Origin of the sequence: Streptomyces sp. 2A115, assembly GCF_052245575.1 — a bacterium.
Classification (GTDB): Bacteria; Actinomycetota; Actinomycetes; order Streptomycetales; family Streptomycetaceae; genus Streptomyces.
In genome coordinates this window covers 30,739-54,492 of sequence record NZ_JBQQCG010000082.1, presented here as the reverse complement: position 1 = coordinate 54,492, position 23,754 = coordinate 30,739, and the positions used below count along the sequence as shown (strand labels likewise).

Sequence of the window (23,754 nt, the reverse complement as noted above, 5' to 3'; positions counted from 1 at the left end):
GCTGCGCGAAGCCGCGGCCACCGCCGATGCCCTGCTGCTCTTCTCCCCGGAGTACAACGGCACCATCCCGGCCGTCCTGAAGAACGCCATCGACTGGCTGTCCCGCCCGTACGGCGTCGGCGCCCTCACCGGCAAGCCCCTCGCCGTGGTCGGCACCGCCTTCGGCCAGTTCGGCGGCGTCTGGGCGCAGGACGAGGCCCGCAAGGCCGCGGGCATCGCCGGCGCCAAGGTCCTCGAGGACATCAAGCTCTCCATCCCCGCCTCCCTGACCCGCTTCGCCGAGACGCACCCCGCCGACGACGCCGAGGTCGCCGCCCAGCTCACCGAGGTCATCAGCCGGGTCCACGGCCAGGCCGTTCAGCCCGCCGCCGCCTGACACCGACGCGCCTCGCGGCGCGCCACAGCTGTGCGTCACACCCTGGCGTCACCCTGCTGGAGGGCCCGGAGCCGTCTCTTCTCGGTTCCGGCCCCTCCAGCACGTCGTACTCACCCACCCGGTGGTCACCCCCGGCATCACCGGATCCCCTGGAAGGTGCCGGTTCACCGTGACGACGTCCGCCGCAGTCCCCTCCGCGCCGCCGAGACTCGTGGCCACCGACCTGGACGGGACGCTGCTGCGCAGCGACGGCACCCTCTCGAAGCGGACGGCGGCCGCGCTCGCGGCCGCCGAAGCGGCGGGCATCCGCCTCGCGCTCGTCACCGGCCGTCCCCCGCGCAGCCTCCCTTCCCTGCACAGCGGCATCGGCAGGCACTTCGCCATCACCGCGAACGGAGCCGCCGTGTACGCCCCGGACGGTAGGGCCGTACGCCTGTCCCCGTTCCGGGCCGCCTCAGTGGCCCCGCTCATGGCACGCGTGCGTGCGACGGTGCCCGGCGTGTCCTTCGCCTTCGAGTACGAGACGGTCTTCGGGCACGAACCGGCCTACCCCGCCTGGTCGTACGGGGAGTCGGCCGTCGACCTGATCGGGACCGCCGAGGAGTTGCTCGCGCGGAACCCCGAGCGACCCGTCTTCAAGATCCTCGCCCACCATCCGACGCTGCCGCTGCACGACTTCCACGACCGGGCACGGAGCAGCGCGGGTGCCGACGCCGAGACCACGCACTCCACCGGGCTCGCACTGGTGGAGTTCAGCGCGCCGGGCGTCACGAAGGCCACCGCGCTCACCGCGTGGAGCGCACAGCTCGGCATACTCCCGGACGACATCGCCGCGTTCGGTGACATGCCCAACGACCTCCCCATGCTCAGGGCGGTGGGCCGCCCGTACGCCATGGCCAACGCCGACCCCGAGGTCAAGAAGGCAGCGCGCCACCACACCGCCTCCAACGACGAGGACGGCGTGGCCCGGGTGCTGGAGCACTTCGTCGAACTGGCACGCACGGCGAGGGCGCCCCTTTGAGGGGCGCGGGGAACTGCGCATTCTTAGGGGCGCGAGGAACTGCGCAATCCTTTAGGGGCGCGGGGAACTGCGCGACCAGCCCCCACGAACCCGCACCCGCACACCGCACCGCACGAATCCCTCACGCCGGCGCACCCCTGCGACCGGGCGGAGCCCCCGGCAGCGTTCAGCCGAGCCCAGCGAGCCGCCGCACCGCCGGGGCCACGGACCGCTCGATCCAGACGGCCGGCTCGTCCACGCGCGGCCCCATGATCACGGTGTCGATGCCGAGCTTCGCGTAGCCGTCCATCTCCCGTGTGAAGGCGTCGAGTTCGGCCTCGCCCTGGAGGCTGCCCGAGTGCGTGATCGTCTTGCGGACGTCGGCGTACTCACGCCCCACCGCGTCGCAGTGCCCGCGCAGCACGTCCAGCTTGTGCGCGACCTCCTCCACAGACGAGGCGAACAGATTGCACGCGTCCCCGTACTGTGCGACCAGCCGGAGCGTCTTCTTCTCTCCACCGCCACCGATCAGGATGTCCGGGCGCGGGGTGCTCACCGGAGCCGGTACGCAGAGGGTCTCGGCGAGCTGGTAGTGCTTGCCCTCGAACGGACCGTTGTTGTCCGGGTCCCACATCTGAAGGCAGATCCGCAGGGTCTCCTCAAGCCGCTCGAACCGCTCCGCGAGCGCCGGGAACGGCACGCCCAGGCCCTCGTGTTCACGGTCGTACCAGGCCGCTCCGATGCCCAGGGCGGCCCGGCCGCCGGACACGACGTCGAGCGTGGTGGCGATCTTGGCCAGCAGTCCGGGATGGCGGTACGACACCCCGGTGACGAGCGTGCCGAGCTGGACCGTGGAGGTGTGGGCCGCGAGGAAGCCGAGGGTCGTGTAGGCCTCCAGCATGGCGTCCTCGGCGCCGCCGTTGAACTCCATCTGGAAGTAGTGGTCCATGACCGAGAGCCAGCTGACGCCCGCCTCTTCGGCGGCGGCGCCCGCCGCGGCCAGCTCGGGACCGAGCGCGGCCGCGCCTCGCGGATGGTTGAACCGGTTGATGTGAACGCCCACCCGCATAGCCGTCTCCGTTTCACCCTGAGATCGCGGTCGGACCGTCACCGACTCGCATGACGTCAGATATTCGACCACGCTAGATCTTGGAGCACGCTCGAAGTCAACCTCCGTAGCGCCACCCGGCCGACGAGCAGCACGAACTACCGCCCCCGTGAAGGAACTTCCCCGTCCCGTACCGCATCGCCCGACCGAACGTTACCGTTCAGTAGACAACGTTCTTCTGGAGGTGGCCCGTATGACACCCGACCGCGCCGCAGGCCTGGCGGAGTGCGCTCGTGCCCTCGCCGAAGGAGCGGTGTCCTCACGGACACTCGCAGAGGAGGCCCTGGCCAGGATCAACGCGACGCAGGGCTCGGTGAACGCCTTCCGCCTGGTGCGGGCCGAGGCGGCGCTCGCCGAGGCCGACGCGGCGGACGCGGAGCTGGCGGCGGGCGGGCGCCGGCCGCTGCTCGGGGTGCCGGTGGCGGTGAAGGACGACATGGACGTGGCGGGCGAGCCCACGGCGTTCGGCTGCCGCGGGGAGTTCCCGCCCCTGACCGAGGACGGCGAGGCGGTACGCCGGCTGCGGGCGGCCGGGGCGATCGTCGTGGGCAAGACCAACACCTGCGAGTTCGGGCAGTGGCCCTTCACCGAGGGGCCGGCCTTCGGTGAGACCCGCAACCCGTGGCACCGCGAGCACACGCCGGGCGGCTCGTCCGGCGGTTCGGCGGCCGCGGTCGCGGCGGGTCTGGTACCGGCCGCGCTGGGCTCGGACGGGGCGGGCTCGGTGCGGATCCCGGCCTCGTGGACGCATCTGATCGGCATCAAGCCGCAGCGCGGCCGGATCTCGACCTGGCCGCGCGCGGAGTCGTTCCAGGGGATCACGGTCAACGGCACGCTCGCCCGTACGGTCGAGGACGCCGCCCTGCTCCTGGACGCGGCGAGCGGCAACCACGCGCAGGATCTGCATCGCCCGCTCACGCTGCGCGTCTCGGACGCGGTGGGCCGGGAGCCCGGCAGGCTGCGGATCGCGCTCTCGCTCAAGCCGCCGTTCACGGCGCTGCCCGCGCGGCTGCGGCCCGACGTACGGGCCCGGGTGGTCGCGCTCGCCGAGCGGCTGGCCGCGCTCGGGCACGAGGTCGAGGAGGCGGATCCGCCGTACGGCCAGATCGGGCTGGCCTTCGTCCCACGCGCCACGGCCGGAATCGCCGAGCGCGTGCGCGAGGCGCCCTACCCCGCCCTGCTCGACCGGCGCACCCGCGACGCCGCCCGGATGGGCCGGCTGCTCGGTGGCCCCCCGCTGCGGGCGGCCCGGCGCGCCGAGGCGAGGCTGCATCGGCGGATCGGCGCGCTCTTCGACACGTACGACGTGATTCTCGCCCCGACGACGGCCGCTCCCCCGCCGCGGATCGGCGCCCTGCATGATCTGAGCGGCTTCGGCACCGACCGGGCCATGATCGCCGCCTGCCCGTACGCCTGGCCGTGGAATGTGCTGGGCTGGCCCGGCGTGAACGTCCCCGCCGGCTTCGTCGAGGGCTCCCTGCCCGTGGGCGCGCAGCTCCTCGGCCCCGCGAACAGCGAGCCGCTCCTGGTGTCGCTGGCCGCACAGTTGGAGGCGGATCTGCGGTGGTACGAGCAGTGGCCGACCAGTGAATTCGACGCCCCCGTACCGGAGTTCAGGCCGTCCACCGGGCCGTAGACCACGCCCCGAGCCGGTAGGGGACTTCCGCGTTCAACGGCACCGCGGCCGCGCCGCACTCGGAGAGGATGCCGGTCGAGGAAGTGCGCCCCGCCCGTCGATTCGGCCCGCCCACGCTCTACCGTGATCCGCGTGACTGCCTTCACCGATGACGCGCACGCGTCCGAAGTCCCCGGCCGCTACGGGCCCTCCGCGACCATCGAGGCCGAAGCCCGCAAGGTGGGCCGGGTCCGCACGGAGTACTCGCCAGCGCACGACGGTGACCCCGACCCCGGCGAGATCGTCTGGACCTGGGTGCCCTACGAGGAGAACGACGGCCGGGGCAAGGACCGGCCGGTGCTCGTGGTCGCCCGCGAGGCCGCGGGCACGTTCCTCGCCGTGCAGCTGTCGAGCAAGCGGCACGACGGGGACCGCGAGTGGGTGCCGATCGGCAGCGGGCCGTGGGACCGGTCGGGGCGCGACTCGTGGGTGGATGTGGACCGGGTGCTGCGCCTGCGCGAGAAGGGCATGCGCCGGGAGGCGTGCGCACTGGACCGGATGCGGTTCAACCTGGTGGTGCACCGGCTGCGGGAGCGCTACGGCTGGCGCTGAACGTCCTTGAACGCCCGCTCGAAGGCGCCTCGGACCACCGCTCCCCGCGTACGGTCCAGGACGCCGAACACGACGTGCTCGAAGGCCCCGGAGAACCTGCCGCCGTCCCCGAGCAGCGCGCGGAACGCGCCCGCCACCTGCTCCGGGTCGTTCTGGAAGACCCCGCAGCCCCAGGCGCCGAGCACCAGCCGCGGGTAGCCCTGCGCCGCGGCCGTCTCGAGCACCCGCTCGGCCCGCGCCGCGAGGGCGCGCGGCAGCTCGGCCGTGCGCTCCGGCGCGGTGCGCAGGATCACTCCGGCGTTGGGCGCGGCGGCGGTCAGGAATCCGGCGGTGTACGGCTCGTCGAGCAGCTGTCCCCGGTCGTCACGGAAGACGGGGACGGCGGGTGAGTGGATCACCCGGTCGGTGTAGAAGGGATCGCGGTGCGCCCGGTGGTGGTCGTAGAACTCACGGGCCCGCACCACGCACGCGTAGAGCGCGGAGGCCCGGCACAGGGCCTCTTCCTGGGCCTGCGCACCGTTCAGGTAGCCGCCGCCGGGATTGCGGGCCGAGGCGAAGTTCAACACCGCGACCGGACCGGGCAGCCGCCGTGCCGCCTCCAGGCTGCTCTCACCCGTCACCTCGAACACGGTATCGAGGAACACCGCGTCGAACGACGAGTCCGCGGGACCGACTCGCGAGCCCTCCGGCATCTCCACGGGCCCGGGCCCGTACATCCGCGTGCCCTCCCGCGCGGCGGCCACCGCCGCGGCGATCGACACCGTGCGTCCGTCGGACGCGCGGTACGAACCCGCCGCGACGATCTCCTCCGTCTGCCGCGCGATCCCGCGTAGGCGGGCGCTCATGGCGCCACCCCTGTACGCGCCATGAGCGCGCCCCGCGCGATCTCCCCCGTCTCCCCCGCCATGTCCCCGTTCACGTCCCCCGTCGTGCCCATGAACGAATGGTGAGCGATCCTGGTACAGCGCCGCAACAGAGTTTCCCAACCCCAAAAGCGACGATACGCACCCTTGTGCGAGGCGCCGCGAACGTCTTGGGTAGGACGAGCGACTGCCGGCCCGGCCCATCCGACGCCGGACCGGCGGCATGGATGGAATCTCAGGAGGATCCCGACATGTCCGATTCGGTGAGTGACTGTACGGAGCACCGCTCCGCCGTCACCGAGGCCGAAGTGGAGGCGCTGGTCCATGGCATCTGCTTCAAGACCGGTCCGCCCCGCTCCCTCGGTGTCGAACTCGAATGGCTCGTCCACGAGCTGCGTTCTCCGCGGCTCCCGGTACCACCCGAACGTCTCGAAGCGGCGTACGCCGCTCTGCGGACCCTGCCCCTGCGGTCGGCGCTCACCGTCGAACCCGGGGGTCAGCTGGAGCTCAGCTCCGCTCCCGCCGCCTCCCTGATGGAGTGCATCGGGTCCGTCTCCGCCGACCTCGAAGCCGTACGCGCGTCACTGCGCGAGGCTGGTCTCGCCCTCAGTGGACTGGGCCAGGATCCCTGGAACCCGCCCAGCCGTTTCCTCCATGAGCCGCGCTACGACGCCATGGAGAGATACCTCGACCGCACGGGTCCCGAGGGCCGCGCCATGATGTGCACCTCCGCCTCCGTCCAGGTGTGCCTGGACGCCGGGTACGAGGAGCCGGGCCCGCTCGGGCACGGGCGGCGCTGGTGGCTGGCGCATCAGCTGGGCGCGGTGCTGGTGGCCGCGTTCGCGCACTCGCCGATGGCCGAGGGGCAGCGCACGGGCTGGCGTTCCACCCGGCAGTCCCTGTGGACCGCGATGGAGCCGGGCCGGACGAGCGCCCCGCCCCTCGACGGCGATCCACGGACGGCCTGGGCCCAGCATGTCCTCGACTCTCCGGTGATGTGCGTACGGGCACCGAGCGGGCCCTGGGACGTGCCGGAGGGGCTGAGTTTCCGCGACTGGACCCACTCCGACGCTCCGCCGGACCGGAAGGATCTCGACTACCACCTGACGACCCTGTTCCCGCCGGTGCGCCCGCGCGGCCATCTGGAACTCCGCATGATCGACGCGCAGCCCGGCGAGAACGGCTGGATCGTGCCGCTCGCCGTGACGGCGGCGCTGTTCGACGACGCGGAGGCCGCCGAGACCGCGTACCGGACGGTCAAACCCCTTGCGGAGCGGGCCGGTTCGCTGGCCGCTCCGCGGAATCCGCTGTGGATCGCGGCCGCCCGGTCGGGCCTGGCCGATCCCGAGCTGCGCGAGGCGGCCGTCGCCTGTTTCGCCGCGGCGGCCGAGGCCCTGCCCCGGATCGGCGCGAGCGCCGAGGTGCGGGACGCGGTCGCGGAGTTCACCGACCGCTATGTGGCCAGGGGCCGCTGCCCCGCCGACGACCTGCTCGACAGCGCTCACAGCGCTGGGCACCCGTTCAACGGGAAGGACATCCGCACATGACCGACCCCTCTTCCCACCCGGATCCGGAGACGCTCAGGGAGCGCGCGCTGGCGGCGCTGACCACGGCCCGCGATCGCACCGCGCTCCTGACCTCCTGTGTGGAGGAACCGGAACTGACCGCGCAGCACTCGCCGTTGATGTCGCCGCTGGTCTGGGACCTCGCGCACATCGGCAACCAGGAGGAGCTGTGGCTACTGCGCACGGTCGCCGGCCGTGACGCGATGCGGCCCGAGATCGACGGCCTGTACGACGCGTTCGAGCACCCGCGCGCCGAGCGGCCCAAGCTGCCGCTGCTGCCGCCCGCCGAGGCCCGCCACTATGCCGCCGAGGTGCGCGGCCGCGCGCTGGACGTCCTGGAGAGCACGGCGTTCCGGGGCACACGGCTGACCGAGGCGGGCTTCGCCTTCGGCATGATCGCCCAGCACGAACAGCAGCACGACGAAACGATGCTGATCACTCATCAGCTGCGCAAGGGCCCGGCGGCCCTGACGGCGCCGGACCCCGTGCCCGCCCCGCTGTTCACCGGACCGGCCGAAGTGCTGGTCCCCGGCGGCCCGTTCACGATGGGCACGTCCACCGAGCCATGGGCGCTGGACAACGAACGGCCCGCGCACCAGCGCCTCGTGCCGCCGTTCTTCATCGACACCACTCCGGTGACGAACGGCGCGTACCAGGCGTTCATGGCGGACGGCGGCTACGCCGACCCGCGTTGGTGGGCGCCCGACGGCTGGTCCCATATCCAGAAACACTCCATCGAGGCGCCGTTGTTCTGGCGCCGCGAGGGCGGGGAGTGGCTGCGGCGGCGCTTCGGCGTCACCGAGCTCGTGCCGTCCGACGAGCCGGTGCTGCACGTCAGTTGGTACGAGGCCGACGCGTACGCCCGCTGGGCCGGCCGGCGCCTGCCCAGTGAGGCCGAGTGGGAGAAGGCGGCCCGCCACGACCCGGCGACCGGCCGCTCCACTCGCTACCCGTGGGGCGACGCCGACCCCACGCCCGAGCACGCCAACCTCGGCCAGCGCCATCTGCGCCCGGCCCCGGCGGGCAGCTACCCGGAGGGCGAATCACCGCTCGGCGTACGGCAGTTGATCGGCGACGTATGGGAGTGGACGGCGAGCGACTTCCTTCCCTACCCGGGGTTCACGGCGTTCCCGTACAAGGAGTACTCGGAGGTCTTCTTCGGATCGGAGTCCAAGGTGCTGCGCGGCGGTTCGTTCGCGGTCGACGCGGTGGCCTGCCGGGGGACGTTCCGCAACTGGGACTATCCGATCCGGCGGCAGATCTTCTCCGGATTCCGTACCGCCAGGGATGCGGGTACGTCCTGATGTGCCGTCATCTCGCCTTTCTGGGACACGAGGAGCCGCTCGGCAGGCTCCTGGTGGAACCGGCGCACAGCCTGTTCCGGCAGTCGTGGGAGCCGCGGCGCCAACGGCACGGGACCGTCAACGCCGATGGTTTCGGCGTCGGTTGGTACGCCGAAGGGGATCCGGTGCCCGCGCGGTACCGGCGTACCGGCCCGATCTGGGGTGACCAGTCGTTCGCCGACCTGGCGCGGGTGGTGCGCTCAGGCGCGCTGCTCGCGGCGGTGCGCGACGCGACCGTGGCGGGCGCGGACGGGGAGGCCGCGGCGGCGCCGTACGCCGCGGGTCCCTGGCTGTTCAGCCACAACGGCGCGGTCAGCGGCTGGCCGCGCTCCCTGGCACCGCTCGTGGGGACCCTGCCGCCCGCCGAGCTGCTGTCGATGGAGGCGCGCTGCGACTCGGCCCTCGTCTGGGCCCTGGTCCTGCACCGGCTGCGCGGCGGCGACGAGGAGGGCCAGGCGCTCGCCGACACGGTCCTCGACGTCGCGGCCGCGGCCCCCGGCTCACGGCTCAACCTCCTGCTCACCAACGGAGAGGTGATCGCCGCCACCACCTGGGGCGACACCCTCTGGTACCTGACCGAACCCGGGCGTCGCACCGTCGTGGCGTCCGAGCCCTACGACGACGATCCGCACTGGCAGGAGGTGCCGGACCGCCACCTGCTGGCCGCGAGCCGCACGGACGTCCTGCTCACGCCGCTCAAGGACGTCGAAGAACATCTGCCCTCAGCCCCGCCCAAGGAGCCCACTTCGTGAGTCCCTTCCTCGTCACCCGCACCCTTCCCGAGGACGCCACCGACGCCGCGCTGCGCGCCGACGTCCTGCACGGCCTCACCCGCACACCCAGAACGCTCCCGCCGAAGTGGTTCTACGACGCCCACGGCAGCGAGCTCTTCGAGAAGATCACCGAACTGCCCGAGTACTACCCCACGCGCGCCGAGCGCGAGATCCTCGTCGCCCGGGCCACGGAGATCGCCGCGGCGACCGGCGCGCGCACCCTGGTCGAGCTGGGTTCCGGCTCCTCCGACAAGACCCGGCACCTGCTCGACGCCCTGTCCGGCCTGCACACGTACGTGCCGGTCGACGTCAGCGAGAGCGCGCTCACCCAGGCCGGACACGCGCTGATCGCCGAGCGCCCGTCGCTCGATGTGCACGCGCTGATCGCCGACTTCACCGGCGGACTCGCGCTGCCCGGCACGCCCGGGCCGCGGCTCGTCGCGTTCCTGGGCGGCACGATCGGCAATCTGCTGCCGGCCGAGCGCGCGACGTTCCTGGCGTCCGTGCGCTCCCTGCTGTCGCCCGGCGACGCCCTGCTGCTCGGCACGGACCTGGTCAAGGACGAGTCGGTGCTGGTCGCCGCCTACGACGACGCGGCCGGTGTGACGGCCGCGTTCAACAAGAACGTGCTGACCGTCGTCAACCGGGAACTCGGCGCCGACTTCGACCCCGACGACTTCACCCATGTCGCCCTCTGGGACGCCGAGCGCGAGTGGATCGAGATGCGGCTGCGGGCCGATTCGGCGCTGACCGTGAAGATCCCCGCGCTCGATCTCGCCGTCGACTTCGCGGAGGGCGAGGAGCTGCGGACCGAGGTGTCGGCGAAGTTCCGCGAGGAGGGCGTACGCGGTGAACTGGCCGCGCAGGGGCTGGAGCTCACGCACTGGTGGACGGACGCGGAGGGGAGGTTCGCGCTGTCGCTGAGCGTGGCCCGGTGACGGCTTTGCATCTCGCGGTCCACATCTCGCGGTCCGCCGTCGCGTACGGCACCGTGGAGTGACGCGTGGCACACGGGCCACGGCGGAGAGGAGTACCCGCATGTCCGACCACACCTATCGGGTCACCGAGATCGTCGGGAGCTCGCCGGAGGGCATCGACCAGGCGATCCGCAACGGGATCTCCCGGGCCTCGCAGACCTTGCGCAACCTGGACTGGTTCGAGGTCACGCAGGTCCGTGGCCAGATCGAGAACGGAGAGATCCACTACTTCCAGGTCGGCCTGAAGGTCGGCTTCCGCCTGGAGGACGCGGACTGACCGGTCGGCGACCCCGGGTCAGGTCCGCCCTTCCCGCTCCTGCGCCTCCTTCAGCGCTCCGGACGTGGCCGCCCAGCGCGCCCGTACGACGGTGAAGCCCGCCCGCTCGGCGTCCTCGCACACGAGTTCGTCGTCGTCCACGAGCACCCGGATCTCACGGTTCCGGGCGAGCTCGCGGAGGATCTCCAGCTTGGTGCGCCGGGCGGGCCTGCGGTCGTCGTTGCGTCGCATCCGGACGCGTCCCTCGGGCAGGCCCTGGGCGGCGAGCCAGGCCACCGTGTCCTTGCGGCAGCGCTCGGGCCGCCCGGTGAGATAGAGGAGCTCGCACTCCTCCGCGTGCTTCAGCGCGAGGGTCACGCCTTCGGCGAGCGGCGGATCCTGCGGCGCCGCCGCGAAGAAGGCGTCCCAGTCCTTCGGCTCGCGCTCCAGGAACCGCTGCCGGTGAGCGGTGTCGGCGAGGGTGTTGTCGAGATCGAATACGGCGAAGGGCCTGCGGGCGTCCGGTCCGGGGCGTGGCCTGCTGTTGTTCGTCACTCCGCCCACCCTAGGGCCTGTGTGGGGTTGTGATCTGGGCTCGCGGGGCGCGGCACGCACGCTCGCCGCGTTGCCGAAACGCCCTGGTAGCTCCGCTGCGAGGGCCTTCCGGCGCCTTGCGATCGCACGCACGCCCCGCTCCCTGATCCTGCTTCTTCGAGGCCCGCAGGCTGGTGAAGGTCGTCACGGCGAGCACCAGGACGATGAAACCGAGCGAGAACGGGATGCTGATCTCCGGGACATGGACTCCCGACTCGTGCAGGGCGTGCAGGGCCAGCTTGGCGCCATTGAAGCCGAGGATGATCGACAGCCCGTAGGAGAGGTGGACGAGCCTCTTGAGCAGGCCGCCGATCAGGAAGTACAGCTGCCGAAGGCCCATCAGCGCGAAGGCGTTCGCGCTGAGGACGATGTACGGCTCCTCGGTCAGGCCGTAGATCGCGGGGATCGAGGCCAGGGCGAGAACGCCCGCGTGATCGCGGTTCCGCACCCGTTCCAGAGGCGCCCTGACAGGTCTCCTGTAGGCACAGGTCCGCGCTCCCTTTTCCGATCCTCGCCGACAGGGACAGCGGTGCCCCGTCGGTGGACCGGCTTCTCCTTCCCGCCTCAGCGGTAGGGCCCGCCTGAGCGGTAGGGAGAAGAGATGTCGCTCCAGATGACCGATTCCTCCTCCGTCAGTGGGGTCAGCGGGCAGAGCCGTTCCGGGTGCCCGTATCCGGGGCCGCCAGGGGTGGCGGGCGGTGCGTCCGGGATGTGGACCCACAGTCGACCGTAGGCGAGGAGCGCTTCCCACAGAGCCGTCAGGAAGCGAAGCAGGATCAGCGGCATCCCTTCACTGTGACGCCGGGCGCCAAAGCACCACCAAATTCGCCGGTCCGCGTCCGCCGGATCCGCCTGATTGCCACTACGTACGTACTTTCCCCGATGCGCGGACCCCGGGGCAGAGATGACAGTGAATCACCATGTGAAGTACAAACACCTGTTCCCCGACTGGACGAGGACTCAATGCGCTACGACCTGCTGGGGCCTCTCCGCATTCGCCACGCGGAGCAGAGCTTCTCGCTGTCCGCCCCGAAGGTAGAGACGACCCTGGCCACGCTTCTGATCGGAGACGGCCGAGTCATCACCAAGGAACAACTGATCACGGAACTGTGGGGGGACCGGCCTCCGCGCCGGGCCTCGGCCGCCCTCCACGTCTACATATCGCAGCTGCGCAAGTTCCTGGCCGGCGCCGGTGATCCGCACGGCCAGGCCATCGTCACCCGGCCCGCCGGCTATGAACTGCGGCGAGGTGACGCCCTGTGGGACGTGGGCGAGTTCAAGGAAGCAGTGCGGCTCGGACGTGAGCTGCGCGCGGCCGGGCGGCACGAGGAAGCCTTGGCGAGCTTCGAACATGCCCTGCCCATGATCCGCGGCCCTGTACTGGACGGGACCGCGGAAGGACCCGTACTCGGTTCGTTCGCGACGTGGGCGGAGGAGGAGCGTCTGGAATGTCTGGAGCTCTCGGTCGAGGCTCGCACCGCACTCGGCCGACACCGCGAGGTAATCGGCCTGCTCAGTACCCTGACCGCCCAGTACCCGCTGCGTGAGTCGTTCTACCGGCAGTTGATGCTTGTGCTGTACCGGTCGGAGCGCCAGGCCGAGGCGTTGCAGGTCTACCGCTGCGCCCAACGGGTGCTGCGGGCCGAACTCGGCCTGGAACCGCATCGCTCGCTGCAAAGGCTGCACCAGGCCATCCTCACCTCCGACCGGCTTCTCGACCTGCCCATGGCGGGCTGATCCACGGCCTGGGGGCGAGGACACGCCCTCAGGCCGCCTTGGTCATCAATCGCACCAGCGCTGCCCGGGTGTTGACACCCAGCTTGCTGTAGATGCGGGTGAGGTGAACGTCGACCGTCCGCGGGCTGACCAACAACCGCTCGGCGATCTCCTTGGTCTTCAACCCCTCCCCCGCGAGTTCCGCCACCTCCCGTTCCCGGGGTGTCAGTTCCCCCATCGCATCCGGGTTTCCGCCGCGGCAGGACAGTGAGGCGGTACGGGCGAGGTCTCTGGCCCGCATGCCGGCGGCGGTCTCGCCGAGCAGAGCGTAGGCCTCGTCATAGCAGTGCGTCGCCTCCGCCGGGAGCGAGCGGGCGAGCAGCACATGCCCGCGGGCGAGCAGGGCGTGGCCGCGCTGCTCCGCCACGTTGAGCGTGGCGGCGACGGACTCCGCACGGTCCGCCCACTCCTGCGCGCTGTTGCCTGTGGCCACTGATGCGGCGGCCAGCAGTTCGTACACCCGGCACGGCGAGAATCGACGGAGGCTCAGGTACGCGCCGCGCCTCGCGCCCGGGCAGGAGCAGTGCGAGGGCCGTGGCACCGTCGCCCGCCGCCAGCGCCGCCTCGGCGTGGAGGAGCGCGATGACGGATGCCCTCGGGACATCGCCCGTCGCGACCTCCGGTATCGCGCCGCGTGCTCCGGCAGGCGCCTTGTCCCCCAGCCATGCCCAGGCCGCGGCCGTCACGGCATCGGCGAGCGCCACGAGGTGGTCACGGCCGGCCGAGAGTGCGGCGGCACGGGCCTCTTGGGCCGCTTCCAGGGCCTCGGACATCTGTCCGGCCTGGTAGTCGACGTATGCCAGGACATTCAGCAGGGCGGGCAGCAGTGGCAGATCGCCCCGGAGCCGCGCCTCGGCCAGGGCGCGCTCCACATGCGCCTGCGCGGGCCCGTACCACCCCATCGCCGATTCGGCGCAGGCCAGCACGAGCAGATATCCGGTTAACGCGTCCCCGTCGGGGCCCTCGGGCTCCAGGCCGTCCAGGACCTGGGCGCCCTCGTCGAGGGCGGTCTCCGCGGCACACAGGTCTCCGGCGAAGACCGCGCTCAGCCCGCGCAGGACGAGCGCGCCCGCGGCCGTGACGGGAGTGGCCCGGACCGTGTGCCGGGCCAGCACCTCCACGTCGGCGCGCGGCGGGAGCTGGCCGGCGAGCACCCACACGAGTTGGGACTGGACGTGGAGCACGGCTTCGGACTCTCCCCCACCGCGCAGGGCGGAGAGCGTGGAGGTGATGAGCGCGTGTGCCTCCTCGGGCAGTCCGAGCGCCGCCTGCACCCTGGCGAGCGAGGCGACGGCAGAGACCCGGACCGCGTCCGGCTGGTCCGCGAGAACAGCGAGAACTTCCCTGACGAGCGCACGCAGCCGTGTGACATCACCCTTCGCCGCCAGCGCCCGCACGACCGGCAGCCAGAGCTCACAGCCGGGCTGCGCCGAGTCGGGGGCGAGGCCACGCAGGCGGCCGACGCGGTGCAGGCGCAGCGCGTACATGGTCCACTGTGCCGCGAGCGCCGTCCGGCCGACGGGCAGGGCTTCCTTCACGGCGGCGGTGAGCACGGCCTCGTCCATCGGGCTCGCGAGTGCGCCCGACAGTACGGCGTGCGGGGCCCGGTCCATCGGCGGGGCACCGAGTTCGGAAAGGTGGGACAGGGCCCTGCGGTGGGCGGCCGCACGCCAGCAGGAGTCGGCCTCCGCGTACAGGAAGTCGCGCAGCAGGGCATGGCGGAAGGCCAGGGCACCGGTGCCGGGCACCGCACGCACCAGGTCACGGCTCCTGAGGATGCCCAGGGCCCGGCAGGTCTCGTCCTGGCTCAGCTGGGCGACGGCCGCGACGGAGTCCACGTCGAAGGTCTCGCCGAGCACGGCCGCGGCGTGTGCGGCGATCAGCACGTCCGCATTGAGGAGCGCACACTCCGCGAGGAGCCGGTTCTCGAAACCTCGTCGCACGCCCACATGCGTGGGGTCGTCAGATGGGCCGCCGGCGGCAGCGAGGACTGTGAGATAGAGGGCGTTGCCGCCGCTGCGCTCGTACAGCTGCCGCAGTCCGGCCGCGTCGGGTGGGGTGCGGAGCAGGTCGGCGCACTGCGCGAGCGTCAGCGGAGCCAGGCTCACCTCGTCGACGGTGCCGAGTTCGACGCCGTGCTGCAGGACGACGCGCAGGCCGGGCGGAGCCTGCCTCGGCCGGTGCGCCACCACGACCGCGAGGCCACCGACCGGTCGGCGCGTCAGTGTCTCCAAGAGCCGTACGGAGCAGGAATCAGCCCAGTGGAAGTCGTCGAGGACGAGCAGCAGGCCGCGTGGCGCGGCAGCCGCACAGTTCGCGAGCATGCGGCGGATCTCGGCGAAGTACTGGCAACGGCGGGTGAGTCCGTGGCCTGCGGGGGCGAGGGCATCGGGGTCTTGAGGCGGCTGTGTGAGGCTGCGCAACAGGGAGGCGGCCACGGGCAGGGGGCCTGTGGGGCCACCGCGGCCGAACACGCCGGGGGTTTCGAGGCCGCCCAGGGCTTCGACGAACGGCCAGAAGGGCGCCCGTTCCTGAGTGGGCTCGGCGCACAGGCCGCGCAGGACGGCAACGCCCTCACGCCGTGCCTCCGAGGCGAGTTCGGTCAGCAGGGCGGTCTTGCCGGATCCGGGATCTCCGATGAGTTCCACGGTCGCGCAGCGGCCTGTGGTCGCCGATCGGACCAGGTGCCTGAGTGCCTCCAGTTCCTTGCGACGGACGGTGGTGCGGACTTGCCTCCCTGCGATGGCGGTGACCATGTCGGTCAGTCTCCTTCCGCTGTCTGCGACTGCGGTCCGGACGCCCAACGGGGTCCTGGGGGCCGCAGAGGCATTCAGCAGCATAGGAGCGCTCCGTGAGGGAGGTTTATCCCGCAACATAACTTTCATGGAACTGCCCCAAGCAGTAGGCGGGGCTCAGCCGACGCACTGCTTCGTCCCTGCGGGACGGGGGCTCAGTCCTGTGACGCAGGTGCCGGTTTCCTGGCGCCAGGGCCGTACCAGAACAGGACAGCGACAACGAGAGCGAGAACGGTCAGGAAGGAGGCCCAGACGAACACTGAGGAGATGTTCGCGGCAATGGAGTTGTCGCCGGCCGTGAAAGGGATCAGCAGCACGGCGAGGCCGACGGAGCCTCCGATGGTCAGAGCGGTCTGCAGCACTCCGGCGGTCACTCCGGCGTACTCGGGGGGAGCCGTCGTCAGGATGATCATGTTGAAGGGGATGATGGCCACCCCTACGCCGATGCCGATGAGCACGATCTGCGGCAGGACCCCGGCAGCGTACGAACTGTTCTCGTCGAGCAGGCTCAGCCAGGCCACCCCTGCCAGGACGACGACGAGGCCGCCGATCGCGCGGAGCTTGAGGTCGATCGCGGCGAGGTACTTCGTGAGGACCTGAGTGGTGATCAACAGGGCGATACCGAAAGGCAGGATGGCGAGGCCGCTCTCCAGGGCGTTCAGATCGAGCACGCCCTGGAGGTACTGCACCAGGTAGATGAGGTAGCTCGTCAGCACGGCGGCGAGCAGCAGCAGGTTCAGGAATGATCCGGCGCGCACCCTGTCGGCGAAGATCCGTCCTGGCAGCAGCGGTTCCGCGTTCCGCGAGTCGACGGTGAAGAGCGCGCCCCACAGGGCGGCCGAGGCCGCCAGCGCCACGATCGTCCAGGTGTCGCCCCAGCCCTTCTCCGCGGCGTGCACAAACCCGTATACGAGGGTGGTAACGGCTCCGCTGACGAGCACGGCGCTCGGCAGCCCGAGCGAGCGGGAGCGAGTGGCGTCGTCCTTGACGCCCAGGGCCTTGAGGGTGACCAGCACAATGGCGAGGCCGACGGGGACGTTGACCAGCAGACTCCAGCGCCAGTCTCCCACCCACGTCAGCACGCCGCCGAGCACCATGCCTGCGGAGGCACCGAGGCCGGTGACGGTGGAGTAGAGGCCGAAGGCACGCTGTTGGCGTTCGCCCTCGAAGACGACGGCGAGCAGGGCGAGTCCGGTGGGGCCGGCGATGGCGGCGCCGGCGCCCTGGAGGACACGCCCGACCAGCAGGAGTTCAAGGTTGGGGGCGAGGCCGGCGATCAAGGAGGCGACGACGACGAGGGAGATGCCGCCGAGGAAGACCTTACGGTGGCCGAAGACGTCGCCGAGGCGGCCGGCGAAGAGCAGGAGTCCGCCGAAGGCCAGCAGGAAGGCGTTGGGTACCCAGGAGGCAGAGGTGACCGAGACGCCGAGATCGTCCTGGAGGGCCGGAAGGGCGACGTTCACGATGGTGCCGTCGAGCTGAAGCATGAATTCGGCGCCGACGATCGCCGTGAGCGCGAGGGCCCAGGATGTCCGTGGTGGTGCGCCCTCGGCCGGAATGTCTCCGGAAACGGTGTCTGCGGTCATGAGTCCTCCACGGTCTGCGCCGGATACTATGCTGAGACAGCCTCAGGTTAAGCGAGTGCAGTTAACCTGAGGCGACCTCAGGTAGTCAAGTGGAGGCACCGTGGCAGACAACCCGCCCTACATCGCGCAGCGCCCGAAGCGGGCGGACGGCGCCCGCAACTACGACGCGATCCTCGCCGCCGCCCGCAAAGCCTTCGAGGCCGAGGGCTCCGAGGCCTCCCTGGAGGACATCGCCGCCCGGGCCGGCGTCGCGATCGGCACCCTCTACCGCCATTTCCCGAACCGGGCGTCGCTGGTCGAGGCAGCCACCCGCGACGGCCTCGCGGACCTCGTCGCCCACGCCGAGACGCTGGCCACGGACGACCCACTGGAGGCCCTGGTGGAGTGGATGAGCCGGGCAGTACGCCACTTCAGTACGTTCCGCGGCCTGGTCGGCATCCTCACGCAGAGCATGTACGACGAGGGCACGCCCTCACACGCCGCGTGTGCCGCCATGCACAGCAGCGGCGCCGGGCTGCTCCGCGCCGCCCAGGAAGCGGGCAGGGTCCGCGCCGATGTCACCCCGAACGAACTGTTCGACCTGCTCAGCGGCGCGGCCTGGGTCCGCGAGAACGCGCTGCCCGGCGGTCGGGACGGCACCGACCGGTTCCTGCAACTGGTCTTGGAGGGGATCGTCGCGCACTCCCCCGAGTCTTGAGGCCCGGGCCCTTTAGAGCGGCTTGAGCGTGCCCTCCTAGCGTCGGCGGGAATCGGCACCAATCCCGCATCAGGAGGGCTCATCATGGTGTTGCAGGTCCTGTCCGACTGGTTGCTGCCGCTGGTCGCCACACCCCCCAAGACCGTGTCCTCGCGGGTTGACGCCCTCCGCGACACCGGCAGGTCACTCATCCTGCGCGACCTGACCGAGAAGGTGGTCGCGTACGAGTCGAACAACCCGGATCCCACCGGCACCACCCCGACCGAGAACGACTTCGCCACCGTCAAACTGGAGATCTTCGGCCCCGACGGTGAGCCGCTCGGGCACACCGAAGGCGCGGGCCGGATGCTCTACCGACGCGAGGAGGACGAGCACTTCATCGCGTATTTCGGCGAGCAGATCACGCTCAACGACGGAAACGTCGTCCGGGCCGGCGGGCTGGTCGACGACGCACGGCTGACAGCCGGTGAGCACGCCACCTTCCCGGCGGTCGTCGTCAGCGGGCCGCTGCGCGGGGCGGTCGGCTTCCGCCAGTTCCGGCCGCTCGTCCAGGAGTCCCACACCACGTACGAGTCGTCGATCGTCCTGTACAAGAAGTGACGGGGGAACGATGACCCCGACGCCCCTTCCCACCCGTTCCATCGGCTCACTCACCGTGGGCGCCCAGGGCCTCGGCTGTCTGGGCATGTCCGAGTTCTACGGCCCGGTCGACACCGGTCAGGCGATGACCACGATCCGGCGCGCCCTCGACCTCGGCGTCACGCTCCTCGACACCGCGGACGTCTACGGCCACGGAGCGGGTGAGGAGCTGCTCGGCAAAGCGGTGGCCGGGCGCCGCGACGAGGCGGTGATCGCGACCAAGTTCGGCGTCGTACGGCCCGGTCCGGGCGTAGGCACCGGCATCCGCGGGGACGCACCCTATGTCAGGGCGAGTTGCGAGGCCTCGCTGCGACGCCTGGGCGTCGACCACATCGATCTGTACACGCTCACCCGGATCGACCGGAACGTCCCGGTCGAGGAGACCGTCGGTGCCCTGGCCGAGCTCAAGGCGGCGGGAAAGATCCGGGAGTTCGGGCTGAGCGAGGCCGGGCCAGGAACCATCGCCCGGGCGCATGCGGTCGCTCCGGTGGCCGCGCTGCAGACCGAATGGTCCCTGTGGTCCCGGGACATCGAACAGGAAATCGTCGCCGTGTGCCGGCGGCTCGGCATCGCGATCGTCCCGTACGCGCCGCTCGGCCGCGGTTTTCTGGCCGGCGCCGTCCGGTCGGCGGACCAGCTCGGGGAGCGTGACTTCCGACGGTTCGGGCTGCCCCGTTTCTCCCCGGAGAACCTCGCGGGGAACCTCCCTCTGGCCGATCGACTCGCCGCGCGGACCAGCCGGTTCGGTATGACGGCGGCCCAGCTGGCGCTGGCCTGGCTGCACCACCGCGGCCCGGACGTGGTACCGATCCCCGGGACGAGGAGCGTCGCGCATCTGGACGAGAACACCGCCGCGGTCCGCCGCCGCCTGCGCGACGAGGAACTCGACGCGATCGCCGCCGCGGTGCCCTCGGCCGCGGTGCTGGGCGAGCGCTGGAACGAACAGAGCATGAGCTACATCGGGCTGTGAACACGATCGGCCGGTGAGCGCCGGCACGCGCGCCGGGGCGGTCCGCGGGAGGACCGCCCCGGGAAACCTCGGCCGCGCTACTCCGACGTGATCGCCAGCGCCCGGGACGGGCACAGTTCCACGGCCAGTTCGACCTCCTTCCGGAAGTCCTCGCCCGGCTTCTCGTCGACCACGACCACCAGGCCGTCGTCGCCGTGGTCGAAGACCCCGGGAACCGTCACCGCGCAGTGTCCCGCGGCCATGCAACGGCTTCTGTCGGCACTCACTCTCATCGTCGTTCCTTCCCTCGCGCTCGTCACCACTCGACCGGCAGCCGGTGCACGCCCTGCATGGTTCCGCCGGTGCGCGACGGCAGATCACCCACGGGCACCGCCAGCCGCAGCCGCGGAATCCGCTCGACGAGCGTCGAGAACGCCACCTCCAGCTCCATCCGGGCCAGGTTCTGCCCCAGGCACTGGTGGATGCCGAAGCCGAAGGTGAGATGCTGCCGGGCCGCTGCCGCACCACCGCGCCCGGCGCCCCGGTGGACGTCGAAGGTGTATGGGTCCTCGTAAACCGCCGGGTCCCGGTTGGCCATCGACGAGGAGACGAGCACGCCCTCCCCTGCCTTGATGACCTCGCCGTCGACCTCGATGTCCGCGGTCGCCACCCGCACCCCCGACACATCGGTGACCGAGACCATCCGCAGCAGCTCATCGACGGCCGCGGGCAGCACATCGGGGTCGGAGCGCACGGCCGCGAGCTGGTCCGGGTGTTCCAGCAGGGTGACGACACCGAGGGCGATCATCTGCGAGGTGGTGTCGTGGCCGCCGATCAGCAGAGCAAGGGCGATCCGCAGCAGATCCTCCCGGCTGAGGTCCTTGTCGTCGGTCCGTCCCGCGAGTCGACCCAGCACCCCTTCGCCGCCCGGCGCCTGCCCCTGCGCGCCGATGAGCCCGTCGAGGTAGTCCCAGAGCGCCTGGCCGGCCGCCTGCGCGCCGGCCGCGTCCTTGGCCTGGAGCAGCCCCACCGTCTTCGCCTCGAAGAACTCGTGGTCGTCGTACGGGACTCCGAGCAACTGGGAGATCACCATGGACGGAATCGGCAGCGCGAAGTCCTCCACCAGGTCGGCGGGTGGTCCTTTGCGGAGCATGTCGTCCACCAGCCTGCCGGTGAGTTCCTCGACCTCGCCGCGCATTTCGCGGACATGCTTGAGGCTGAAGTCCGGGGCCAGCATTCTGCGGTGCACATCATGCATCGGCGGGTCGAATCCGATGATGGCGATGGGTTTGAAAATGGGCGCCTCGAATCTGGGCAGCACCACCGGGAAATCATCCCGGGATCGGTCCGCGGACATACGCGGATCGGCGAGGAGTTTCCGCCCGGTCGCATGTCCGGTGACCATCCATATCGACCGGCCGTCCCAGAGAGACACCTTGTGCAGCGGACCGCCACGTCCGAGTTCCTGATATCCGGGCGACGGCTGATAAGGACAGCTTCTGTCCTGCGGATAGGAGAACAAGGGCTATGTTCCTTCCTTCATTCGGTCATTCGGGAACGGTCGGCACCTTCCCGCCGTCCGGAACGCGCGCGACGCCGGGCGCCGGCAGGGCGCGGGGGCGCCCCCACCACCGCATGCCCGGTTCCTCCACCAACCGGTGCAGCGCCGCCGCGAGCAGGGTCGTGCCGACGAACAGGGCCGCGAGAATGCCGGTCGCCGGCACCGCGTCCCAGGTCCGCCCCGTGCCCAGGGCGGTGTGCCCGTACGCGAGCACCAGGTAGTGCACGAGGTAGGACGCGTAGGAGACAGTGCCCAGCCACTGCAGCGTGCGGCCGCGGAACGGCGAGAAGCCGCCTCGTACGTCGGCCGTGGCCACCGCGGGGATGAGCAGCGCGAGCGGCACCACGATCGGTGCGGTGAGGCTGTACACCCCGGGAAACTGGGATGTCTGCACGGCGAAGCCGAGGACGAGCAGGGCCAGCGCCGGCACCGGGCCGAAGCGGATCCACCCGCCTGTGCGCACGATGCGCGCCATGATGATGCCAAGTGTGAAGTCCAGCGCCCGGATGGGTGGGAAGGACACCAGGAACCAGTTCTGGGTGAGCGACATGTCCTGTCCCGGCAGCCTCGGAGCACCGGGCAGCCACGCGGACGCGAGCGCCGGCAGAAGCATGATGACGGCTGCGACGGAGGCGGCCGCCCACCACAGCCGACGGGCCGGAATGCGCCGGACGAGGGCGTACAGAAGCGGGAAGGCGAGATAGAAGAACAGGTCGCAGGCGAGGGACCAGGTCACGACGTTGATCGAGAGGATGACGTCGAGCTGTGGGTACCAGGTGTGCACCAGCAAGAGGCTCGGCAGCAGTTCGGCGAAGTCCACCCTCTGCCCGGCCCACAGCGCCAGGCCCAAGGCCGCGATCCAGGTGACGACGTGGTTCGGGTAGACCTTCGCCAGGCGGCGGCGCCAGAACCGGCGGGCCGGCTGACCCTCCCGTACCGACCAGGTCAGGACGAAACCGCTGAGGACGAAGAAGAACTCCACACCGAGCCAGCCGATCGCGAAGGCGTACGGCCGCAACGCTGCCTCAGTGTCCCGGTGGAAGTACCCGAGGACGAAGGAATGGCACAGGAAGACCAGGAACGCCGCTGCGAACCGCATTCCGGTGAGCGACGGAAGTCTTGACGACTCCGCCGGGGGCTGGGGTGTCATGCTCTCTCCTTCTCGTCCGCTCGGTCCGGACCGTCGGTGGCACTCCCCGCGAAGGCTCAGTCCGCGGACGAGCTCTCTGTGATGTCGATCGCTCGCGCCGGGCACAGATAGGCGGCCTTGCGCGCCTTGTCCCGGTGCTCTCGCGCGGGACTCGGGGTCAGGACGACGACGAGTCCTTCGTCGTCCTGGTCGAACACCTCAGGGACGGTTGCCATGCACCGGCCGCCGCTGATGCAGGACTCCCGGTCGGCTCGCACGCGCATGGCGTGTCACCACTCCACCGGCAGGGACAGCACACGCTGCACCGTGCCCGCGCCGAGGATGGGGAGCTCGTCCACGGCGACCTCAAGCCGCATGCCGGGGATGCGGGTGAGCAGTTCCCGGAACGCCACTTCGAGTTCGAGACGGGCGAGGTTCTGGCCCAGGCACTGGTGGATGCCGAAACCGAAGGTCACGTGGTGGGTGTCCGAACGCAGTACGTCGAACTCGTCGGGCCTCTGGTGGAACTTCTCGTCCCGGTTGGCGAGCGTGCCCGAGACGAGGACCCCCTCCCCCTCGCGGATGAGGTGTCCGGCGATCTCGATGTCGCCTTTGGCGATCCGGGTGGCGACGAGGTCGGTGGTGGCGATGTAGCGCAACAGCTCCTCGACCGCACCGGGCAGCAGGTCGCGGTCCGCCCGCAGTTTCGCCAGCTGTTCGGGGTGTTCGAGGAGAGTGATGACGCCGAGCGCCAGGGATGAGGAGGTCGTCTCGTGAGCGGCGATGAGCAGGACGAGCGCGATGGAGACGAGTTCCTTGTGTCCGATGTCTCCGGTCAGTACGCGCTCAGTGACGAGCTGCCCCAGCAGGCCGTCCGTCGGGGACTTGATCTGCTCGGTGACCAGGCCGTCGATGTAGTCGACCAGGTTCTGTGCCGCGGTCGCCGACTCCTCCTCGGTGCCCAGCATCACCTTGCCACTGGCGTCCTGGAAGAACTCGTGGTCCTGGTACGGCACTCCGAGGTGCCGGCAGATGACCAGGGACGGCAGCGGCACCGCGAGCAGCGGCACGAGGTCGGCCGGAGGCCCGTGGGCGATGATCCGGTCCACGAAGCCGGAGACGATCTTCTCCATCTCCGGCCGCATCCGGCGTACCTGCTTGAGGCTGAAGTGCGGGTTGAGGTAGCGCCGGTAGATGTCGTGCTCCGGAGGATCCATCGCGATCAGCGCAAGGCTCCGGGCGATCTGCGAACGGAACCGGGGGGCGACGATGGGAAATCCGGGGTGGGTCCGCTGCGAGGAGAGATTCGGGTGGGTGAGGATCTCTCGGGATTCCTGGTAGCCGGTGACCATCCAGGCCTCTCGCCCGTCGAAGAGGGTCACCTTGAGAACCGGCCCCGCTTCACCTATTTCGCGGTATCCAGCGGGCGGTTGATAGGGACAGGTGCGCGACTGCGGGTACGGCGGAGCTTCTGCCATTCCTTTTCGTCCTTCGAACGGAGCGGACCGTGGGAAAGCGACGCTATTCAGCGCCGCAGAAG

Annotated in this window: 25 protein-coding genes and 1 pseudogene; 13 read left to right on the top strand and 13 right to left on the bottom strand. The window is 70.8% G+C overall.

What is annotated here, in order from left to right; genetic code table 11:
* Together ACTWQR_RS44315 and ACTWQR_RS44310 are read left to right on the top strand one after the other, a co-directional pair.
* On the top strand, positions 1 to 376 hold a 376-nt coding region (locus ACTWQR_RS44315), incomplete at its 5' end, for an NAD(P)H-dependent oxidoreductase (RefSeq protein ID WP_443232973.1).
* Positions 377 to 545: 169 nt separating this feature from the next.
* Positions 546 to 1,397, top strand: coding sequence for an HAD family hydrolase (locus ACTWQR_RS44310; RefSeq protein WP_443232972.1), 852 nt, complete (start codon positions 546 to 548; stop codon positions 1,395 to 1,397).
* Positions 1,398 to 1,563: 166 nt separating this feature from the next.
* Here the strand turns inward: ACTWQR_RS44310 and ACTWQR_RS44305 are convergent, their stop codons facing one another.
* Complete coding sequence (locus ACTWQR_RS44305) at positions 1,564 to 2,445, bottom strand: LLM class F420-dependent oxidoreductase (RefSeq protein WP_443232971.1); 882 nt, start codon at positions 2,443 to 2,445, stop codon at positions 1,564 to 1,566.
* A 232-nt stretch (positions 2,446 to 2,677) separates the two neighbouring features.
* Here ACTWQR_RS44305 and ACTWQR_RS44300 point away from each other — a divergent pair, with 232 nt between their 5' ends.
* Both ACTWQR_RS44300 and ACTWQR_RS44295 read left to right on the top strand, forming a co-directional pair.
* Entirely contained in the window at positions 2,678 to 4,120 is a 1,443-nt protein-coding gene (locus tag ACTWQR_RS44300) for an amidase (RefSeq protein ID WP_443232970.1), read from the top strand.
* Between the two features lie 132 nt (positions 4,121 to 4,252).
* Positions 4,253 to 4,711, top strand: a complete 459-nt coding sequence (locus ACTWQR_RS44295; protein WP_443232969.1) for a type II toxin-antitoxin system PemK/MazF family toxin — start codon at positions 4,253 to 4,255, stop codon at positions 4,709 to 4,711.
* Here the strand turns inward: ACTWQR_RS44295 and ACTWQR_RS44290 are convergent.
* The gene (locus ACTWQR_RS44290) at positions 4,696 to 5,556 is read right to left on the bottom strand and encodes a TIGR02452 family protein (protein ID WP_443232968.1); all 861 of its coding nucleotides are present in this window, start codon (positions 5,554 to 5,556) and stop codon (positions 4,696 to 4,698) included. The two genes, ACTWQR_RS44295 and ACTWQR_RS44290, sit on opposite strands and share 16 nt — an antisense overlap.
* 269 nt (positions 5,557 to 5,825) lie before the next feature.
* Here ACTWQR_RS44290 and egtA point away from each other — a divergent pair, with 269 nt between their 5' ends.
* The 5 genes from egtA to ACTWQR_RS44265 all read left to right on the top strand — a co-directional run bounded on the left by egtA (position 5,826) and on the right by ACTWQR_RS44265 (position 10,509).
* On the top strand, positions 5,826 to 7,121 hold the full coding sequence (gene egtA, locus ACTWQR_RS44285) for an ergothioneine biosynthesis glutamate--cysteine ligase EgtA (RefSeq protein ID WP_443232967.1): 1,296 nt from the start codon (positions 5,826 to 5,828) through the stop codon (positions 7,119 to 7,121).
* Positions 7,118 to 8,443, top strand: coding sequence for an ergothioneine biosynthesis protein EgtB (gene egtB, locus ACTWQR_RS44280; protein ID WP_443232966.1), 1,326 nt, complete (start codon positions 7,118 to 7,120; stop codon positions 8,441 to 8,443). Before egtA ends, egtB begins: the two co-directional genes overlap by 4 nt.
* Positions 8,443 to 9,234 (top strand): ergothioneine biosynthesis protein EgtC, encoded by a 792-nt coding sequence (gene egtC, locus ACTWQR_RS44275; protein WP_443232965.1) that lies wholly within the window; start codon positions 8,443 to 8,445, stop codon positions 9,232 to 9,234. Before egtB ends, egtC begins: the two co-directional genes overlap by 1 nt.
* Positions 9,231 to 10,193, top strand: a complete 963-nt coding sequence (gene egtD / locus ACTWQR_RS44270) for an L-histidine N(alpha)-methyltransferase (protein ID WP_443232964.1) — start codon at positions 9,231 to 9,233, stop codon at positions 10,191 to 10,193. The genes egtC and egtD overlap by 4 nt, the downstream gene beginning before the upstream one ends.
* Before the next feature lie 100 nt (positions 10,194 to 10,293).
* Positions 10,294 to 10,509: a dodecin gene (locus tag ACTWQR_RS44265; protein WP_443232963.1), complete on the top strand. Its 216-nt coding sequence runs from the start codon at positions 10,294 to 10,296 to the stop codon at positions 10,507 to 10,509.
* Positions 10,510 to 10,527: 18 nt separating this feature from the next.
* Here the strand turns inward: ACTWQR_RS44265 and ACTWQR_RS44260 are convergent, their stop codons facing one another.
* The 3 genes and pseudogenes from ACTWQR_RS44260 to ACTWQR_RS44250 all read right to left on the bottom strand — a co-directional run bounded on the left by ACTWQR_RS44260 (position 10,528) and on the right by ACTWQR_RS44250 (position 11,868).
* Positions 10,528 to 11,043, bottom strand: a complete 516-nt coding sequence (locus ACTWQR_RS44260) for a phosphatase domain-containing protein (protein WP_443232962.1) — start codon at positions 11,041 to 11,043, stop codon at positions 10,528 to 10,530.
* Between the two features lie 10 nt (positions 11,044 to 11,053).
* Positions 11,054 to 11,506: pseudogene (locus tag ACTWQR_RS44255) on the bottom strand (TerC family protein); the annotation flags it as partial.
* Between the two features lie 140 nt (positions 11,507 to 11,646).
* The gene (locus tag ACTWQR_RS44250; RefSeq protein ID WP_443232961.1) at positions 11,647 to 11,868 is read right to left on the bottom strand and encodes a DUF6059 family protein; all 222 of its coding nucleotides are present in this window, start codon (positions 11,866 to 11,868) and stop codon (positions 11,647 to 11,649) included.
* A 177-nt stretch (positions 11,869 to 12,045) separates the two neighbouring features.
* Between ACTWQR_RS44250 and ACTWQR_RS44245 the strand changes: the two genes are divergently transcribed.
* On the top strand, positions 12,046 to 12,819 hold the full coding sequence (locus tag ACTWQR_RS44245) for an AfsR/SARP family transcriptional regulator (RefSeq protein ID WP_443232960.1): 774 nt from the start codon (positions 12,046 to 12,048) through the stop codon (positions 12,817 to 12,819).
* A 28-nt stretch (positions 12,820 to 12,847) separates the two neighbouring features.
* Here ACTWQR_RS44245 and ACTWQR_RS44240 read toward each other — a convergent pair whose 3' ends face one another.
* From ACTWQR_RS44240 to ACTWQR_RS44230, 3 genes are all read right to left on the bottom strand, one after another.
* Positions 12,848 to 13,225 (bottom strand): response regulator transcription factor, encoded by a 378-nt coding sequence (locus ACTWQR_RS44240; RefSeq protein ID WP_443232959.1) that lies wholly within the window; start codon positions 13,223 to 13,225, stop codon positions 12,848 to 12,850.
* Positions 13,137 to 15,614: an AAA family ATPase gene (locus ACTWQR_RS44235; RefSeq protein WP_443232958.1), complete on the bottom strand. Its 2,478-nt coding sequence runs from the start codon at positions 15,612 to 15,614 to the stop codon at positions 13,137 to 13,139. Before ACTWQR_RS44235 ends, ACTWQR_RS44240 begins: the two co-directional genes overlap by 89 nt.
* 194 nt (positions 15,615 to 15,808) lie before the next feature.
* On the bottom strand, positions 15,809 to 17,239 hold the full coding sequence (locus ACTWQR_RS44230; protein WP_443232957.1) for an MFS transporter: 1,431 nt from the start codon (positions 17,237 to 17,239) through the stop codon (positions 15,809 to 15,811).
* 100 nt (positions 17,240 to 17,339) lie between these two features.
* Here ACTWQR_RS44230 and ACTWQR_RS44225 point away from each other — a divergent pair, with 100 nt between their 5' ends.
* From ACTWQR_RS44225 to ACTWQR_RS44215, 3 genes are all read left to right on the top strand, one after another.
* The gene (locus tag ACTWQR_RS44225; RefSeq protein ID WP_443232956.1) at positions 17,340 to 17,936 is read left to right on the top strand and encodes a TetR/AcrR family transcriptional regulator; all 597 of its coding nucleotides are present in this window, start codon (positions 17,340 to 17,342) and stop codon (positions 17,934 to 17,936) included.
* Positions 17,937 to 18,020: 84 nt separating this feature from the next.
* Positions 18,021 to 18,536, top strand: coding sequence for an allene oxide cyclase barrel-like domain-containing protein (locus ACTWQR_RS44220; RefSeq protein WP_443232955.1), 516 nt, complete (start codon positions 18,021 to 18,023; stop codon positions 18,534 to 18,536).
* Positions 18,537 to 18,546: 10 nt separating this feature from the next.
* Positions 18,547 to 19,545, top strand: coding sequence for an aldo/keto reductase (locus ACTWQR_RS44215; RefSeq protein WP_443232954.1), 999 nt, complete (start codon positions 18,547 to 18,549; stop codon positions 19,543 to 19,545).
* A 77-nt stretch (positions 19,546 to 19,622) separates the two neighbouring features.
* On the opposite strand, the gene ACTWQR_RS44210 is transcribed toward ACTWQR_RS44215, so the two are convergent.
* The 5 genes from ACTWQR_RS44210 to ACTWQR_RS44190 are packed head-to-tail and all read right to left on the bottom strand — an operon-like array spanning position 19,623 to position 23,692.
* Complete coding sequence (locus ACTWQR_RS44210; RefSeq protein ID WP_443232953.1) at positions 19,623 to 19,817, bottom strand: ferredoxin; 195 nt, start codon at positions 19,815 to 19,817, stop codon at positions 19,623 to 19,625.
* 23 nt (positions 19,818 to 19,840) lie between these two features.
* Complete coding sequence (locus tag ACTWQR_RS44205; protein ID WP_443232952.1) at positions 19,841 to 21,046, bottom strand: cytochrome P450; 1,206 nt, start codon at positions 21,044 to 21,046, stop codon at positions 19,841 to 19,843.
* Between the two features lie 25 nt (positions 21,047 to 21,071).
* Positions 21,072 to 22,235, bottom strand: a complete 1,164-nt coding sequence (locus tag ACTWQR_RS44200; RefSeq protein WP_443232951.1) for an acyltransferase family protein — start codon at positions 22,233 to 22,235, stop codon at positions 21,072 to 21,074.
* 56 nt (positions 22,236 to 22,291) lie between these two features.
* Entirely contained in the window at positions 22,292 to 22,498 is a 207-nt protein-coding gene (locus ACTWQR_RS44195; protein ID WP_443232950.1) for a ferredoxin, read from the bottom strand.
* 6 nt (positions 22,499 to 22,504) lie between these two features.
* A complete protein-coding gene (locus tag ACTWQR_RS44190; protein ID WP_443232949.1) occupies positions 22,505 to 23,692 on the bottom strand; it encodes a cytochrome P450 in 1,188 nt (395 codons plus the stop codon).
* Between the last annotated feature and the right edge of the window lie 62 nt (positions 23,693 to 23,754).